The organism is Collinsella aerofaciens (assembly GCF_015561195.1).
GTDB lineage: Bacteria > Actinomycetota > Coriobacteriia > Coriobacteriales > Coriobacteriaceae > Collinsella > Collinsella aerofaciens_AC.
Window position 1 is genome coordinate 38,492 of record NZ_JADMSU010000007.1, and the last position, 16,948, is coordinate 55,439.

A 16,948-nucleotide genomic window follows, 5' to 3' on the forward strand; every position below is an offset into this window, starting at 1 on the left:
TACACTCAAATGGGAGGTTTGAATCATGGCAGCCGCCGATCCCAAAAAGAAAAAGAAGAAGCGCAAGAAGAAAGAGTCCCTTGAGCACAAGCGCAACCGCATCCTGGTAGCACTGGGCATTTTTGCCGTTGTTTATGCCCTCGACGAGCTCGGCGCCCTCACTATCGCATTTGGGGAGCCCGGCAACATCTACGCCAGCTTCGCGCTGTTCCTCGTGCCGTTTTTGATTGCCGGCTACGACGTACTGCAAAAGGCATTCAATAACATCCGCCGCGGCAAGGCCTTCGACGAGAGTTTCCTTATGGCAGTCGCGACCATCGGCGCGTTTGCCATGGTGCTCTTCCCCGATACCGACCCGCACATGGCCGAAGGCGCCGCCGTCATGCTGTTCTACCAGGTCGGCGAGCTGTTCCAGGCATACGCCGTGGGCAAGAGCCGCAAGTCGATCAGTGCCATGATGGACATCGCGCCCGACTACGCTAACGTCGAGCAGCCCGACGGCACGCTCGAGCAAGTCTTCCCCGATGACATCGCCGTCGGCACTGTCATCGTCGTCAAGCCCGGCGAGCGCGTGCCTATCGATGGCGTCATCGTCGAGGGCGAGACGCAGCTCGACACCGCTGCCCTCACTGGCGAATCGGTCCCCCGCCCCGCCAAGTCCGGCGACGATATCATCAGCGGCTGCATCAACATGACAGGTCTCATCCACGTGCGCACCACCAAGCCCTTTGGCGAGTCCACCGTCGCGCGCGTCCTGGAACTCGTGGAGAATGCCAGCGAAAAGAAGGCGCGCACCGAGAACTTCATCACGCGCTTCGCCCGCGTCTACACGCCCGCCGTCACCGGCGCTGCCGCGGTGCTCGCGCTCGGCGGCGGCCTGGTCACCGGTGCCTGGTCCGACTGGATCCTGCGCGGTCTGACCTTCCTGGTCGTCAGCTGCCCGTGCGCCCTCGTGATCAGCGTTCCGCTGAGCTTCTTTGGCGGCATCGGCGGCGCGTCCAAGCTGGGCGTTCTCATCAAGGGTTCTAACTACCTCGAGGCGCTTGCCGATGTGGACACCGTCGTCTTTGACAAAACCGGCACGCTCACCAACGGAACGTTCTCGGTCGTCGCGGTGCACCCCGAGGCTGGCTATACCGAGCAATCGTTGCTTGAAGTCGCAGCCCTTGCTGAATCGTTCTCCGATCACCCCATCGCGCAGTCCGTGCGCGACGCCTACCAGGGCGAGGTCGACCCCAAGCGCGTGAGCGACTCCGCCAACGACGCGGGCCACGGCGTGACGGCAACCATCGACGGCAAGCACGTCGTCGTTGGCAACGCCAAGATGCTCGCCGCGGCCGGCGTTGAAGCACCGGACTGCGAGGTTGTCGGCACGATCCTCCACGTGCTCGTTGACGGCGTGTACGCCGGCCACATCGTGATTGCAGACACCGTTAAGGCCGATGCGGAGCAAACGATTCGCGACCTGCATGCCGCCGGTATCAACCGCACCGTCATGCTCACGGGCGACCGCGAGGAGGTTGCAGCGTCTGTGGCCAAGCAACTCGGTCTCGACGAGTTCCACGCGCAGCTCCTGCCGGGCGACAAGGTCGAGCGTGTTGAGGCGCTGCTCGCGGCCGAAAGTGGCAAGGGCAAGCTCGCCTTTGTCGGCGACGGTATCAACGACGCGCCTGTGCTTACGCGCGCCGATGTGGGCATTGCCATGGGCGCCATGGGCTCCGACGCCGCGATCGAGGCCGCCGACGTGGTGCTGATGGACGACAAGCCGTCCAACATTTCCCGCGTGATCCGCGTGGCGCGCAAGACCATGACGATTGTTTGGCAGAACATCATCTTTGCGCTGGGCATTAAGCTGCTGATTCTGGTGCTTGCGGCACTGGGCATCGCCAATATGTGGCTTGCCGTCTTTGGCGACGTGGGCGTGGCGATCATCGCCATCCTGAACGCCATGCGCGCGATGGGTGTCAAGAACCTGTAGCGCCTGTGGTCCCTCCGGCCGGGACCGGGCTTGGTTTTGAAAACGTCCTCGATCAATGAAGCGCCTCCGTTCTGCTCCTTCGGAGCTACGAACGGGGGCGCTTCTGGTCTGCGGAATGTTTTCAAAACATAGCCCGGTCCCGGCCTGCGGTGACGTTGCTGGTGGTTCTTGGGCATCGCTTGCTGGCGGGGTTCCTTGTCTGAGTTGGACTTGGTTGGTGGGGTTACTGATCCCGGTCGCCGTCCCGCCCCAGCATCGATTTCAGCTTCTCAAAGCTCTCCTCGCTCAGGCAATGCTCCATGTGGCAGCCCTCTTGCGACGCGACCTCAGCCGAAACACCCGCATCCTTCAGCAGCCCCACGAAAAAGCAGTGACGCTCCCACATTTGACGGGCAACCTCAAGACCGCGTTCCGTCAGATGCACGTCGCGTTTGCCCATCTCCACGTAGCCGGTGCTCTCCAAGGCCGCCATGGCTTTAGAGACGCTTGCTTTGGTTACGCCCAAGTATTCGGCAACGTCGATCGAGCGCACGATGCCCTGACGTTCCGATAGGACGTAGATCGATTCGAGATAGTCTTCTCCGGATTCACGTAGGGCCATGGGCCGCCTTTCGCGATGGCTTCTAGTTAGCCTTTGGATACTTTTACCTGATTCACTTTACCGCAAAAGTTGCCCGTGTCTTACTAGATGTTTAAAAAGTTAGCCGTGTTTCACAAAACGCGCGGGGCGAAAACAAAATGGGGACGCCCCGCAAGGAGTGTCTCCAACTGCCGGCAGATAAGGAACATCCCCAAGTGCCGAATCCGCAGCTACAGCAGGCCAAAGTGTTTGGCGGCGTTGTAGATGCCGTCGTCGTCCACGGCGGTCGTCACGTAGGTCGCCGCAGCCTTCACGGTATCCTGCGCGTTGCCCATGGCCACGCTCGTGCCCACGGCCGAGAACATCGACAGGTCGTTCTCGCCATCGCCAAAGGCGATCGCCTCGCTCGCGTCGATATCCAGCCGCTCGAGCGTCGCCGCCACGCCCAGGTCCTTGCCGCCGTTGGCCGGAATAATGTCGCAGAACAGATCACACCAGCGCGTGGTGAGCGAATGCGACACGGTGTCGGTCACGATATGCTCGTCGGCCGGGTCCACAAAGGCGCAGAACTGGTAGACTGGCGCGTCAAAGGCGTGCTCAAACGGCTCCTCGTGGTAGACAATCCCCGCGTTGCTCCCGGCCGTCACCACGCGCTCGGACAGGCGGTTCACAAACGAGTTCTCGCCCTGCATACACAGCGAGTCATAGCGCCCCTGCGCCACCTGGTCCACAATCGCCGCGACGTCGTCCGAATCGATCGGGCAGCTGCGGTAAACGCCCTTGGCATCAAAACAGTGCTGACCCGAAAGCGTGATGTACGCATCCCAACCAAGATCGAACAGCCAATCGGGCATCTGATAGGTCGGGCGACCCGTGGCGACCACGCACGCAATCCCCTGCTCATGAAAGCTGTCGAGCACCTGCTGCGCCGACGCCGGAATCCGATGGGTCTTAAAGCTCAGCAACGTGCCGTCGATATCGAAAAACGCGGCCTTGATCATCCTCGCCTACTCCTCGCCCTCGAGCTTCTCGCTCGCCTCGAGCCACGCCATCTCCAACTCGTCCATGGCGGCGTGGGCCTCGTCGATCTTTGCCTGCTGCTCGCCCAGCGCCGTGTAGTTGGTGGGGTCGACCTGAGCCATCGCGGCCTCGGCCTCCTCCACGCGGGCGCGCTGCGTCTCCATTTTGCGCTCGAGCGAGCTCACCTCGCGGCGAAGCTTCTGGCGCTCGGCGTTGGAAAGACCGTTGGGTTGCCCGCTCGACTTGGGCTTTTCGGCCGCAGCCGCCGCGGCACCGGTGTCAAACGTGCCGGTCTTGGCGCTCGGCGCACCCACGGGCTCGCCCTCGGCGGTGGCGTTGCACAGGCGCAGGTACTGGTCCACGCCGCCGGGCATATGCGTCAGGTGGCCGTCGAGCAGCGCCCACTGCTGGTCGGTCACGCGCTCCATCAAGAAGCGGTCGTGCGTCACCAGGATTAGCGTGCCGGGCCAGCCGTCGAGCAGGTCCTCGACAATCGCGAGCATGTCGGTATCCAGGTCGTTGCCGGGCTCGTCCAGGATAAGCACGTTGGGCTCGTCCAGGATCGTCAGCAGCAGCGACAGGCGACGGCGCTGGCCGCCCGAAAGATCGCCGATGCGACTCCAGAGCTGCTGTGTCGTAAAGCCCAGGCGCTCGCAAAGTTTCTCGGGCGAAGTCTCCTTGCCGTCGATGACGTAGTACTTCTTATAGTTGCCGAGCACCTCGCGGATCGTGTCACCCATGTAGGGCTCGAGTTCCTCGAGCTGCTGTGACAGAACGCCAAAGCGCACCGTCTGGCCAATCTTCACACGGCCGCGCGTGGGCTCAATCTTGCCCTGGATCACGTCGAGCAAGGTCGACTTGCCGGCGCCGTTCTCGCCCAAAAGACCATAGCGGTCGCCCGCACCAATGAGCCAGGTCACATCGGTGAGCACCTGTTTGGGCGCGCCATCGGTATCCGCATAGCCGGCGTCCACATCGACCACGTCGATAACCTGCTTGCCCAGGCGGCTCACGGCCAGGCGCTTGAGCTCCAGCTCGTCGCGCACGGGCGGTACGTCGGCGATCAGCTCGCGGGCGGCATCCACGCGAAACTTGGGCTTGGTGGAGCGCGCCTGGGCACCGCGGCTCAGCCACGCGAGCTCCTTGCGCGCCATGTTGCGGCGGCGCTCCTCGGTGACGGCGGCCATGCGGTCGCGCTCCACGCGCTGCAGGATATATGCCGAGTAGCCGCCCTCGAAGGGATCAACCTGGCCGTCGTGGACCTCCCACATGCTGGTGCAGACCTCGTCCAAGAACCAGCGATCGTGCGTGACCACGAGCATGGCGCCCTGACCGCGCTGCCAGCGAGCCTTAAGATGGCGTGCGAGCCAGTTGATGGTGCGCATGTCCAGGTGGTTGGTGGGCTCGTCGAGCATGAGCACGTCATAGTCGCCGATCAGCAGGCGCGCGAGGTCCACGCGACGGCGCTGACCGCCCGAGAGCTCGCCCACCGTGCCCTCCCAGGGCACATCGCTAATGAGGCCGGCCAGGATCTGGCGCGTGCGGGGGCTCGAGGCCCACTCATACTCGGGCGTGTCGCCCACAACGGCATGATGCACGGTATCAGTGTCGACAAGCTGGTCCTTTTGGCCGAGCAGTCCGATCGTGGTGCCGCGGCGGTGCGTCACGCGTCCGTCGTCGGGTTCCAGCGTGCCGGCGAGCACGCTCAGCAGCGTCGACTTGCCGTCGCCGTTTTTACCGACAATACCAATACGGTCGCCCTCGCCCACGCCGAGCGTCACGCTATCGAAAATATGCTTGGTGGGAAACTCTAGGCTGACGGAATCGCATCCCAAAAGAATCGCCATATGCCCTGCTCCTTCGTAGAAATTCAACGTTGTCCATGATAGCGAAAACCACCACAAAGGGGGCAGGCACCTTTGTGGTGGTTTTGGGCAAGCGCACCAGCACACGACGCAAAAAGGCGGGCCATCTCGCAAAAGAGATGACCCGCCTCTCCAATCAGTCCCGCGGCAACCGTGGCCGCCGCGGGCCTCAAGCATGTCCCGGACTAGGAGAACATGCCGGTGAGGTAATCATTCAGCCGCTTATCCTTGGGCCGTTGGAAAATCTCGTCAGTTTCGTCGTACTCGACCATATCGCCCATGTAGAAGAACGCCGTGCGGTTGGACACGCGCGACGCCTGCTCCATGTTGTGCGTCACGATAACGATGGCGCGCTCGGCCACGATCGACGACATCAGGTCCTCGATCGCCAGCGTCGAGATGGGGTCGAGCGCCGAGCAGGGCTCGTCGAACAGAATCACGTCGGGGTTGAGCGCGAGCGTGCGCGCGATGCACAGACGCTGCTGCTGGCCGCCCGAAAGCGCATAGGCGCTCTTGTCGAGCTTATCCTTGACCTCGTCCCACAGCGCCGCGCCGCGCAGGCTTTCCTCGACCATGCGATCGAGCTCGTCGCGGTCGGTGATGCCGTGGCGCTTGGGCGCAAACGTGATATTGTCGCGAATGGACTTGCGAAATGGATTGGGCTGTTGAAACACCATGCCGATGGAGCGGCGCAGCTCATACGTGTTCTCGGTCTTGGTGTTCACGTTGCGCCCGCGGTAGTTGATCTCGCCCTCCACGCGGCAACCGCGAATCTCGCGATTCATAAGGTTGAGGCTACGCAAGAAGGTCGACTTACCGCAGCCTGAAGGCCCAATGAGCGCCGTGATCTCACCCTTGTGAAAGTCGAGCGACGTATTGTGCAGCGCATGGTGGTCGCCATAGTACACGTTGACGTCCTTGGTGGAGAGCACGACCTCGTCGCTCACGGCCTTGCCGCTCACACGCACACGCTTTTCGCTCTCCCCCACGCTCGACAGAAAGTCCCGGGTGTCGGACGATGCCGCCTCGGTTGCGGGCGTTGCATTCATATCGCTCATTCGGCCGTCATCTTCCTTGCCAGTTGCTTGCCCACGATACGGGCGACCACGTTAAACAGCAGCACGCAAATCATCAGCAGTGCCGCGGTGCCCCAGACGATCTGCTGGGCCTCGGGGCTGCCCTCGCCATAGATCTTGTAGATGTGCACGGCGAGCGACTCACCGGGGCGGAACACGTTCCAGGCGCAGGTGGGGCTCGACAGGTTAAAGCTCAAGAAGTTCAGGCGAACCGGCGAGCTCATACCCGAGGTAAAGAGCAGCGCCGCGGCCTCGCCAAACACGCGGCCGGCCGAAAGCACGATGCCGGTCACGATGGCGGGCATGGCCTCGGGGATCAGGATATGCAGCGTGGCCTCCCAGCGGGTGAGGCCCATAGCCAGGCACGCATCGCGCTGGGCCTGCGGCACGTCCTCGAGCGCCTGCTGAATCACGCGCACCAGGATGGGGATGTTGAACATGGTGAGCGCGACGGCGCCGGAGATGATGGAGTACTTCCAGCCCAGCTGCACCGAGAACACCAGAAAGCCGAACATGCCCACGACAATGGAGGGCAGCGAGGACAGCGTCTCGATGGCGGTGGAGGCGATGTCGCGGATGGGCCCATCGGGCGCGTACTCAACCAAAAAGACCGCGCCGCCCAGGCTGATGGGCACCGAGATGACCAGGGTAATCAGCAGCAGATAGAACGAATCGAACAGCTGATAGAGTACGCCGCCCTGCGTTCCGTTGGCGCGTGACGGCTGCGTGAGAAAGCCCGGCTGGAACAGCGTCGAGATGCCCTCGAACAGGATGTAGGCCACCATGGAGACGACGATGAGCATGACGATGGCGACGATCGCCGTCAGCACGCCCGTGGCGATGCGGTCCTGCTTTTGGACACGCCCGAGTCTCGCCTCGTCGATATGGATGCGCGTGCTAGCCACGAGCCTTCGCCCCCTTGCGGCCGATAAGGTGGATGATCAGGATGAAGATGAGGCTCATGCCCATCAGCAGCAGACCGAGCGCCCACAGGACATCGTCCTGGGCCGAGCCCTCGGCATAAACCGCCATGGATGTGGTGAGCGTGGTGGTAATGGTGGACGCCGGCGACAGCAGCGACGTCGGCATGGCCTCGATACCGCCGATAACCATACGCACGGCGAGCGTTTCGCCAAAGGCGCGGGTCATGCCAAGGATGACCGCGGTCATGAGCGACGGCATGGCGGACTTGAGCACCACGTGCCAGATGGTCTGCCAGCGGGTGTAGCCCAGTGCGAGCGAGCCCTGACGGTAGCTGTCGGGCACGGCGCGCAGGCCATCGACCGAAAGCGTGGTCATCGTCGGCAGGATCATGACGGCCAGCACGATGGCGCCGGGCAGGATGCCCAGGCCCGTGCTCACGTGGAAAACGCTCTTCATAAGGCCGACGGCCACGTGAAAACCGATCAGGCCAAAGACGACCGAGGGAATGCCGGTCAAAAGCTCAATAAGTGGTTGAAAGATCTTGGAGCCAAATTTGGGTTGGATCTCGACCGCAAAGATGGCAGAGCCGATGGCGATGGGCAGCGCGATGAGCGTGGAGAGCACCATGACCGCAAACGAGGTGACGATCAGGGGCAGGGCGCCGGTATAAGGCAGGCCGTTTTCGGCTGTGTTGGCCAGGTCCCACTTGGTACCGGTAAAAAACTCGACGACCGAGACGCCGTCCTTAACAAAAGCCGAGAGGCCCTTTTGGGCGACCATAAAGATGAGCGCGGCAACGACAAGCGTCACGAGCGCTACGCACGCGCCCGTGACGCCCAGGCCCACGTTCTCAAGGTCGCGCTTTGGCAGCTGTTTTGCCATTGCAAACCTTTCCGGGGCGATTACTTATTTAGCGGAGACCTTGCCGCTGGCGTCCTTGACGACCTTCATCGCAGAGACGGGGATAAAGCCCTGCTCCTCGACGAGCTTGCCCTGGACGTCGTCGGAAAGCATAAACTCCAGGAAGGCCTTGGTCGCCTCATCGGCGTCCTTAGAGCAGTACATATGCTCGGTAGCCCAGATCTTGAAGGAGTTGTCGGTGACGTTCTTGCTCTTGGGCTCGACGCCTTCGACCTTGATGGCGTTGAACTTGGAGTCATCGAAGTGCGAGAAGTCGAGGTAGGAGATGGCGTTGTCGGTGCTGGCGATCTGGGTCTGGACGTCGCCGGACTTATCGAGCTCGGCGTCGCCCTTGAAGTCGACGGCCTCGTCGCCAAAGACGGCGGCCTCGAAGGTGGCGCGGGTGCCGGAGCCGGCCTTGCGGTTGAGAACAACGATCTTGGCGTCGTCGCCGCCGACCTCCTTCCAGTTGGTGATCTGGCCGGAGAAGATGCCCTTGAGCTGCTCGAGGGTCAGGTCGTCGACCGTCACGTTCTTGGAGACGACGGGGCCCATGCCCACGACGGCGACCTCGTGGTCGACGAGGTTCTTGACCTGATCGGCCTCGAGCTTGGTCTCGGCAAAGACGTCGGAGTTGCCGATGGTGACGGTGCCGGCGGCAACAGCGGTCAGGCCCTTGCCCGAACCGTTACCCGAGCCGGAGATGGAAACGTCCGGGTTGGCGTCCATGAACTTCTCGGCAGCAGCCTCGACGAGAGCCTGGAACGAGGAGGCGCCGTCGTAGGTTACCTCGCCGGAGACAGACTCGGCAGCGGCAGCGGCGCTACCCTTATCGGCGGCGTCGGATGCGCCCGAGCCACCGCAGCCAACGAGACCGAGACCGACGATGCTGGCAAGACCACCAGCGAGGCCGAGGAACTGACGACGAGAATAAGCCTGATCGAGCATGATCTTCCTTTCATACATGCGACTCGCGGGCACCCTGCCCGCTTTGCTGTTTGGAAAGATACGGCCTCGATCGGGCAGCGCCCGCGCCAACTGCGCTTTCTTACGGGCTATTGATAGACCCTTACCGCAAGCTCTACCCAGCCTTTACAAACGGATAACAATCCAGCGTCGAACATGGCACACCTTTTACACCGGAGGAGCGTCCCCAACGACTATCCCACCGCAACAGAAAAAGCCCGGGCAAAAGCACCGGGCTCGTAATTCAAGTTTGTATCCAAGCAGGATATAGGGGTTTCCCAGGTGCCCGAGATTGCCCCGAAAGAGGAGCGCCGCGTACTTCGGTACGCAAGCGACGGTTTGAGGGGCAAGGTCGGGTGCCTGGGGAAGCCCTACAACTCCAGCTCATTCAAGCGCAGGATTGCCACGATGTAGATCTTGAGCGCCTGCTTGAGCTGTTCCTCGCTGGCGCACTCGTTGGGGCCGTGCATCTGGCCGCCCCACGCGGGCAGCTCAAGACCGGTCTCCTCGGGGCCAAACGACACGGCGCGGGCAAAGTTGCGCGCGTACGTACCGCCGCCCATGGCAAAGGGCTCAGCATGCTTGCCCGTAAACTCGTTATAGGTATCAATAAGCGCCTTCACGGCCGGATCGTCGGCCGAAACTGAGAACGGCACCTTGGCACGACCCACGCGATACGTCACACCAAAGCGGCCCACGAGCGGCTCGAGCTGCTCGCGGATGGTATCGGCACTGGTGCTGCCGGGGAAGCGCACGTCGATGACCTGCTCAATATGGCCATCCGCCACGCGGATGACGCCAGCGTTGCAGGTAAGCGGGCCAAACGCCGGACTCGTCGCATCGATACCCAGGCCGCGGCCATAGGCATCCGCATGCACAAAGGCCAGGAACTTGACGAACTCGTGCTCGGCAGGCGTCAGCAGGCGCTCGTCGCGTGCACCAAACGCGTCCTCGGCCTCACGCAGATACGCCACGATGAGGCCGACGGCATTGATCGTTCCCTCGGGCATCGAGGCGTGACCGCCAATACCGTGGGCGAAAATCTGCGCATGCCCGTTATCGAGCGTCGTGATCTCCAGGCGGTCGGCGTTCTCGACCGGCGCCGGCAGCTCATCGGCGGCAATCGCGAGCTCGCAGATGGACTGCGACGGAATGGCATTGCTTGCCTCGGCGCCGCTCCAGGACACGATGCGCCCGCCATCGATCTTGGGACTCACAAACGTCGCCCCAAACTGGCCCTTCTCGGCATTGCAGACCGGAAACTCGGCATCGGGCGTAAACAGAAAGTCGGGGTCTGCGTAGTTCTCCAGATAATGGTGAACGTCGGACATGCCCACTTCCTCATCGCAGCCCAGCAGCGCGCGGAAGGTGTAGCGCGGAACAATGCCGTGCTTGAGCAGGTAGGCGCCGGCGTAGAGCGACAACACCGCCGGGCCCTTGTCGTCAATCACGCCGCGACCGAGCAGCCAGCCCTCGCGGCGCTCCATCGCAAACGGGTCGGTGCTCCAACCGGGGCCAGCGGGTACCACGTCCACATGGCAGATAGTCGCAAGCTGCTTATCGCCGCGGCCCGGGATATCGGCGATTCCCACAAAGCCCTCGTCATCGCTCGTCTGGTAGCCGAGCTTTTGCGCAATGCCGAGCGCGCAATCGAGCGCATCACGGACCGGGCGGCCAAACGGCGCGCCGGGCTCCGCATCGGCAGAAACTGCCACGGACGGATAGCTCACCAGCTGCTCGATATCGGCGACGACATCTTCCCAGACCTCGTCGACATACTCGGTAACGCTCTGCTCCACCTGATTCATGGACGACCTCCTTACCAATGAGCGGCAAGCGTACCCGCCCCTCACATTACGTCATTAGATAGCGAAAAGTTTAGCAAGCTCGGCCGCCGAGTGCACCACCGCATCGGCACCCGCCGCCTCATGCTCGCCCGGCACCGCCGCGCCCGAATAGATGCCGATGCACGGCACGCCCATTGCGTGCGCGCCCTCGACGTCGTTAAAGCGATCGCCGATCATCACGGCCTCGTCCGCGGCCGCGCCCAAGGCCGCCAGGGCATCGCGGACCGAATCGGCCTTGGTCTCACGCCCCAGTGGCGGATTCATGCCAACCACGGCTTCGAACTGAGAAAGTCCCAGCTCATGCACCATGTCGATACACTTTGCCTCCATGCGAGACGTCGCCACGGCCATGCGATGACCCTGCGCCGCCAAGCCATCGAGCAGCTCGGGGATTCCGTCGAACACGGGATACTCCTCCGGACCCAGCTCGTCAAAAAAGGCACGGTACTCGTCGGCCACCACGAGCGACTCCTCGCGCGTAAAGCCGTAAAAGTCGTGGAAGCTCTTCCACAGCGGAGGCCCGATCATGCGACGCAGGTCACCCATCTGCGCCTCCGAAAACCCGCGCGCGGCCAACGTTTTGCGTGTCGAGGTCATCACCGCCCGACCCGTATCTGCCACCGTGCCATCGAAATCAAACAGCACGACCGGCCGCTTGCCTATCTCCAGTGCCTCCATCGGTATCCCTCTTCCCCAGTTGATGATTTCCACACCGACACTTCAAACTGTTGACTATTCAACAATTGAACCTAGCAATGTAGAGCAACTCCACTATACTTGTCGCACTTTGCTCTCAATCGGCGGCGCCGTGGCGCCCCATCGAAAGGTGCAATTATGTCTTTTGCCATCATAACCGACTCCACGTCGGACATCTCCCCCGCCCGTGCTCAAGAGCTCGGCATTTACGTGATTCCGCTGCATGTGATTATCGAGGGCGAGGACCTGCTCGACCAGGTGCAGATTACCGCCGAGGAATACGTCGCGCGCATGGCCGGCTCCGAGCGGCTGCCGCACACCTCGCAGCCGAGCGCCGGCGAGTTCAAGGCGCTGTTTGACCGCGTGCGCGCCGATGGCCACGACAGCGCGATCTTTATCTCGCTGTGCAGCGAGTGGTCCGCCTGCTATGCCAACGCATGCCTGGTCGCCGAGACCCACGAGCTCGACGTGCGCTGCATCGATTCGCGCACCGGCTCGGGCGCCGAGGGTCTGCTGGTGGAGTACGCGCTTGCCATGCGCGAGGACGGCCGCAGCTTGGACGAGACCGAGGCGCAGATCCGCGCGACGCTGCCCGACGCCCACCTGCTGCTGATTCCCCGCACGCTCGAGAACCTGGTTAAGAACGGCCGCGCACCCAAGCTCGCCGGCCATCTCACGCAGATGCTCAACATTCGCCTGGCCGTTTCGCCGGAGTGGAAATCGGGCGAGATCAAGGCCATCAAAAAGGGCCGCGGCGCCAAGCGCATCGTCGCCAACACCATGGCTGACTGCCTCGCATTTTTGGCCGAGCATCCGGGTTCCAGCGTACGCGTGCTCACGACCGGCGCCGCCGAGGAGCAGGAGCTCGTCAACCAGGCGCTCGCAGGCCAGGACTTTGTCGATGCTGGCACCGGCCCCATCGGCTGCACCATCGCGACCCACGTAGGCGTCGACGCCATCGCCATCAGCTACTGCCCCCGCTACCAACCTACCAATTAGGGACAGGTTTATTTTGGCAGGTTTTATCTAGGCAAACGTCAGGCACTAACAAAGGCTTGCCTGACAAGATCGAACATGCCAAAGCTGCCGAACAACCGAGGTACAACCAGCCACAACGAAGCAACCACGCCGACGCGCCGCAACTCAAAGCGCGCCGGTGTCTTTTTAGGAGTTGCGGCGGAAAAGGGACCGTTTTAGCCGAAGGGCCGCCATCACCGATTCCCATTACGCCGCAACTTCATTGCCGTTCAACTACCCAATCGAGATATTGATGGCAATCGACGTCCTATCCAGCCCCCGTGATACCCCTTGGTCAAAAAATGGCAAATATGAGTACTGTTACCAATTTAGTGACAGCGAAATCTGGCTGAATTTGCCATCTTTCACCAATTCCGAGCGCCATAAAGTCCCGAATCGCCATGTTTAGAGGGTTGGCTATATCCAATCCAAGTCGATTGGTCTTAAATACTTTCAAGATGATATGATACTGCCCAAACAACAGTACTCATATTTGCCATTTTTTGCCCACAGGGTCTATTCGAGGATAGTTACTTGCGTCTCCAGCCCGCCTCATGGCCGCTAATACCCATTCAGCAACAGCTGCCGCACATTTTGACATCAGCCAAACACCACTCACGGAGCTGTACTCCACTATCGCCGAACCAAAATCAGAGTCGAGTCCCCTAAAATCAAAATACGTACCCTCATTTCAATGAGCCCCGACAAGAACGGCATACACATGAGCACCGTCACGCATCAATACGCCCTCATCGGGGACACGCTATTCCAATTCAAGAAAACCGTTGCCCATGCATCGGAACCGCACAGCCAAATCGTCATCTGCAGCAACGGTCCAGACATCCGTTACGCAACACTGGAAGAATGGGAGAAAGCTGGCGAATCTTTCGATGGACGGGCGCAGGTCGAGGGCATCGTCACCAGTGCGAGCCCAGCGCGCGACAAGCTCGAGCTCTTTCGCAATCTCTTTACCGGCCGCAAAGACGTTTACGCTCATGGATACCGCAGAAAAGACGGGGGAATCGGCTATACACCCGCCTGCGCAAATGAGTGGAAGGCAGGCATTTGCCCCAAAGCAAGCCATCAGAAAGTAAAATGCGCGGAATGCGGCAACCGCATCTTCCCCGAGCTGAGCGACGCCGCGATCGTCGCCCATTTCAAAGGCAACGACGACAGGCTTCGAGATGTCATAGGTCAATACGTTCTCGATAGTGACAGCAACACAAAAGTCCTGGTCATCGATTTCGATGAAGCTGATTGGAAAGAAGCAGCAAACGCCATTCGGCTTACCGCAAAAAGCCATGGAATCGATGCCGCTGTTGAGCGATCGAGATCAGGCAATGGCGCACATGTCTGGTTTTTCTTCCTAGAGCTCATCAGCGCAAAGACCGCACGAGATTTTGGAAGCAGCCTAATCACCGAAGCGGCGACACTCAACAAGACAATCACCTTCAAGGCTTTTGACCGAATGCTGCCCGCGCAGTCCACCATTCCTGAGGGCGGCTTCGGAAATCTCATAGCGCTGCCTTTTCAAGGAAAAGCGCAGCAAAAAGGAAACAGTGTATTTGTTGACGAACAATTTGAGCCCTTTCCCGATCAATGGCTTTACCTTTCGCAAATCCAGTTAATCCCGCGCGCGACGGTGCAAAGTCTGATCGAGAGCATCGAAAATAGGCCGCATGGAATAGCAGCCGCAGCGGCGGCAAACACCGCTGCGCCACATTCCCAGAGACTGCGAAGGCGACTTCCGCTCACGCCGCGGGACTTCCCGTCATCGCTGTCCGTCACGCAGGCAGATATGCTCTATATCCCCGAAAAATCTCTGAGCCCCGCAGCTCAAATGGAAGTCCGCAGGCTTGCAACATTTGCCAACCCGGAATTCTTCCGCGCGCAATCAATGCATCAATCTGTATTCGGCAAACCGCGCTACATTGACCTCAGCGAACTTAGAGATGGCTGCGTCGCGATTCCCAGAGGCTGCAAGACTCAGCTTGAGCGGCTGCTTCAAGAAACCGGCGTTTCTGCCCATTATTCAGACAAGCGCAAGTCGGGCAATCCAATTGTGATGGCATTTAAAGGGATTCTTCGCCCTGAACAGCAAATTGCCGCCGAACAAATGCTCGGCTATGAAGACGGGATCATGTCTGCACCGACGGGTTTCGGCAAAACCGTCATCGGAGCCTATCTTATTGCTACCATCGGTCTTCCAACGCTTGTCATCGTTCCCAAGACCGCGCTCATTGCCCAATGGAAATCCCAGCTCGAACGATTTCTCGACATCACGGACAACAGAGAGCCCGTCCGAACCCCAAAAGGACGAATCAGCAAAAGGCAGCCCCCGCTCATTGGGCAAATCGGAGGAGGCAAGACCGCCATAAGCCACCTCATCGACATTGCCTCATTCCAGTCGCTATCCGGCAAGGACCCCCAGACCGACGAGTCATTCGCCAAGGAGTTCGTTCGCGATTACGGCCTCATTATCTGCGACGAATGTCACCATGCCGCCGCGCCGCAGCTTGAGCTTGCCCTCAAGTCCGCTCCGGCCAAATATGTATATGGCCTTTCCGCGACGCCCGAGCGTTCGGACGGACTCACACGGGCACTCTCGATGCTCTGCGGCCCGGTTCGCTATGTCGTCGATCCAAAAACGCAAGCCATCCAACAGGGGATTCAGCGCGTTGTTAGACCGCGTTTCACCGGAATTCGATTACCCGCCTACGAACCGGGGGCATCCTTTAACCAAATTCTCGATCTCCTGTGTGCACACGCCGCGAGAAACGAAGCAATTGTCGACGACGCCCTCGATGCCGCATCAAACGGCCGGCATCCGCTTGTGCTATCTAAAAGGAAAAGGCATGCCGAAGAGCTATGCAAGCTACTTCAAAGCCGCGGACACGAACCCATACTCTTAACAGGAGAAATCGACGCCAAAGAAAGAAAAGCAATACTGAACAGTCTTCCCGGCTTCGAACACGAGCATCGAATCATCGTTGCAACCGAAAGCCTTCTGGGCGAGGGCTTCGACCTGTCCTACCTTGACACTCTGCTCATTGCCACACCAATATCTTGGGACGGCAGCATAACGCAGCAGGCAGGCAGACTGCACAGAAACCACGAGGGCAAACAGCGAGTTGAGATATTCGACTATGTTGACCTGTCGATACCCATGCTCGCACGCATGTACCAAAAGAGACTCAAGACCTACGCCAAGCTGGGGTATGAAGTCTTTGCAGCAAACGACAACAGACAGGACGATCGAAACATCCTCGTTAGGTCGGCAAGGGCCGTGGAGGCTTTTGCGAATGACATCGCGAACGCATCGAAAAGCATTTTTATTGCCGCGCCCTACGCATCCGCCGCATGCCTCGAAAAGCTCGCCGCCGCACTCGCGGATGCCACTGCCCGTGGGATTTCCCTTGAGATTTCCATTGCTTCGACTCCACGCGATGACGTGAAAGCGATTTTTGCCGAGATGAACGTCGACTATCTCATCAAAGCCGAAGGACGCCTGTGCGCATCAGTGATTGACGAGCAAACCGTCTGGTACGGAGCTATTCCGTTGCTGGCTTTCCCTAAAAAAGAAGACTGCAGCATCCGTTTCAAAAGCAGCGAAGTCGCAGCCGAGCTTTTGAGCGAAATCCAGCGAAAAGGGGAACCGGAGGCCGCGGCAATGAACGGGGCGTCCCCAGCAGTTGCGGTGAAATAGGGGCTGTTTTTAGCCAATCGGCCGTTCATCAATCCCTATTTCACCGCAAGTCATAAGTGGGCAATCAGCCCTGCGGACCCTGGAACAGCTCCTCATGCGAGCCCATTCTGACCAGCCGGATCACAGGATTAGTCTTATGCGGCAGGTAGAGAACGACCACATCGACCAAACCATCGGATAGATGGAAATCGATGTGGCCGTTGTAGTTTCCGCCCGGGTTTGAAAGCTCATGGGCGCCATATTCCGCGGGAAGCGAGCCGTAAGCCGCAAGCTCTGCGACAGCCGCCTTAAACTCCGTTTTTAGCTGCGGATGGACGCGCATCGTCCGTTTGTAATCCGCCTTAAACTGGGCCTCGACTTTAATCTCAAACAT

General features: G+C 60.4%; 13 protein-coding genes. 3 read left to right on the forward strand and 10 right to left on the reverse strand.

What is annotated here, in order from left to right; all coding sequences use genetic code 11:
* The first annotated feature begins 25 nt into the window (after positions 1–25).
* Positions 26–1,978: a heavy metal translocating P-type ATPase gene (locus I2H81_RS07595; protein WP_195645126.1), complete on the forward strand. Its 1,953-nt coding sequence runs from the start codon at positions 26–28 to the stop codon at positions 1,976–1,978.
* A 223-nt stretch (positions 1,979–2,201) separates the two neighbouring features.
* On the opposite strand, the gene I2H81_RS07600 is transcribed toward I2H81_RS07595, so the two are convergent.
* The 9 genes from I2H81_RS07600 to I2H81_RS07640 form a co-directional block, all read right to left on the reverse strand.
* On the reverse strand, positions 2,202–2,579 hold the full coding sequence (locus I2H81_RS07600) for a metal-dependent transcriptional regulator (protein WP_195645127.1): 378 nt from the start codon (positions 2,577–2,579) through the stop codon (positions 2,202–2,204).
* 209 nt (positions 2,580–2,788) lie between these two features.
* Positions 2,789–3,559 (reverse strand): Cof-type HAD-IIB family hydrolase, encoded by a 771-nt coding sequence (locus I2H81_RS07605; protein WP_195645128.1) that lies wholly within the window; start codon positions 3,557–3,559, stop codon positions 2,789–2,791.
* Between the two features lie 6 nt (positions 3,560–3,565).
* On the reverse strand, positions 3,566–5,425 hold the full coding sequence (locus I2H81_RS07610; RefSeq protein ID WP_195645129.1) for an ABC-F family ATP-binding cassette domain-containing protein: 1,860 nt from the start codon (positions 5,423–5,425) through the stop codon (positions 3,566–3,568).
* A 203-nt stretch (positions 5,426–5,628) separates the two neighbouring features.
* Complete coding sequence (pstB, locus tag I2H81_RS07615) at positions 5,629–6,501, reverse strand: phosphate ABC transporter ATP-binding protein PstB (RefSeq protein ID WP_195645130.1); 873 nt, start codon at positions 6,499–6,501, stop codon at positions 5,629–5,631.
* Positions 6,498–7,424 (reverse strand): phosphate ABC transporter permease PstA, encoded by a 927-nt coding sequence (pstA, locus tag I2H81_RS07620; protein WP_195645131.1) that lies wholly within the window; start codon positions 7,422–7,424, stop codon positions 6,498–6,500. Before pstA ends, pstB begins: the two co-directional genes overlap by 4 nt.
* Positions 7,417–8,325 carry a phosphate ABC transporter permease subunit PstC gene (pstC, locus tag I2H81_RS07625; protein ID WP_195645132.1) on the reverse strand — a complete coding sequence of 303 codons (909 nt, stop codon included), beginning with the start codon at positions 8,323–8,325 and terminating at the stop codon, positions 7,417–7,419. Before pstC ends, pstA begins: the two co-directional genes overlap by 8 nt.
* Positions 8,326–8,349: 24 nt before the next feature.
* Entirely contained in the window at positions 8,350–9,291 is a 942-nt protein-coding gene (locus tag I2H81_RS07630; protein WP_195645133.1) for a phosphate ABC transporter substrate-binding protein, read from the reverse strand.
* A 389-nt stretch (positions 9,292–9,680) separates the two neighbouring features.
* On the reverse strand, positions 9,681–11,117 hold the full coding sequence (locus I2H81_RS07635; protein WP_195645134.1) for a M20 family metallopeptidase: 1,437 nt from the start codon (positions 11,115–11,117) through the stop codon (positions 9,681–9,683).
* Between the two features lie 54 nt (positions 11,118–11,171).
* Entirely contained in the window at positions 11,172–11,834 is a 663-nt protein-coding gene (locus I2H81_RS07640; protein WP_195645135.1) for an HAD hydrolase-like protein, read from the reverse strand.
* Positions 11,835–11,990: 156 nt separating this feature from the next.
* On the opposite strand from I2H81_RS07640, the gene I2H81_RS07645 reads away from it, so the two are divergent.
* Positions 11,991–12,851, forward strand: a complete 861-nt coding sequence (locus I2H81_RS07645; RefSeq protein WP_195645136.1) for a DegV family protein — start codon at positions 11,991–11,993, stop codon at positions 12,849–12,851.
* A gap of 739 nt (positions 12,852–13,590) precedes the next feature.
* The gene (locus I2H81_RS07650) at positions 13,591–16,575 is read left to right on the forward strand and encodes a TOTE conflict system archaeo-eukaryotic primase domain-containing protein (protein WP_195645137.1); all 2,985 of its coding nucleotides are present in this window, start codon (positions 13,591–13,593) and stop codon (positions 16,573–16,575) included.
* A gap of 64 nt (positions 16,576–16,639) precedes the next feature.
* Here the strand turns inward: I2H81_RS07650 and I2H81_RS07655 are convergent, their stop codons facing one another.
* Complete coding sequence (locus tag I2H81_RS07655; RefSeq protein WP_195645138.1) at positions 16,640–16,948, reverse strand: type II toxin-antitoxin system RelE/ParE family toxin; 309 nt, start codon at positions 16,946–16,948, stop codon at positions 16,640–16,642.

What these genes read in the sequence shown, in the direction of transcription:
- I2H81_RS07595 (WP_195645126.1), top strand. Translation starts at nt 26, where the DNA reads ATGGCAGCCGCCGATCCCAAAAAGAAAAAGAAGAAGCGCAAGAAGAAA.
- I2H81_RS07600 (WP_195645127.1), bottom strand. Translation starts at nt 2,579, where the DNA reads ATGGCCCTACGTGAATCCGGAGAAGACTATCTCGAATCGATCTACGTC.
- I2H81_RS07605 (WP_195645128.1), bottom strand. Translation starts at nt 3,559, where the DNA reads ATGATCAAGGCCGCGTTTTTCGATATCGACGGCACGTTGCTGAGCTTT.
- I2H81_RS07610 (WP_195645129.1), bottom strand. Translation starts at nt 5,425, where the DNA reads ATGGCGATTCTTTTGGGATGCGATTCCGTCAGCCTAGAGTTTCCCACC.
- pstB (WP_195645130.1), bottom strand. Translation starts at nt 6,501, where the DNA reads ATGAGCGATATGAATGCAACGCCCGCAACCGAGGCGGCATCGTCCGAC.
- pstC (WP_195645132.1), bottom strand. Translation starts at nt 8,325, where the DNA reads ATGGCAAAACAGCTGCCAAAGCGCGACCTTGAGAACGTGGGCCTGGGC.
- I2H81_RS07630 (WP_195645133.1), bottom strand. Translation starts at nt 9,291, where the DNA reads ATGCTCGATCAGGCTTATTCTCGTCGTCAGTTCCTCGGCCTCGCTGGT.
- I2H81_RS07635 (WP_195645134.1), bottom strand. Translation starts at nt 11,117, where the DNA reads ATGAATCAGGTGGAGCAGAGCGTTACCGAGTATGTCGACGAGGTCTGG.
- I2H81_RS07640 (WP_195645135.1), bottom strand. Translation starts at nt 11,834, where the DNA reads ATGGAGGCACTGGAGATAGGCAAGCGGCCGGTCGTGCTGTTTGATTTC.
- I2H81_RS07645 (WP_195645136.1), top strand. Translation starts at nt 11,991, where the DNA reads ATGTCTTTTGCCATCATAACCGACTCCACGTCGGACATCTCCCCCGCC.
- I2H81_RS07650 (WP_195645137.1), top strand. Translation starts at nt 13,591, where the DNA reads ATGAGCACCGTCACGCATCAATACGCCCTCATCGGGGACACGCTATTC.
- I2H81_RS07655 (WP_195645138.1), bottom strand. Translation starts at nt 16,948, where the DNA reads ATGTTTGAGATTAAAGTCGAGGCCCAGTTTAAGGCGGATTACAAACGG.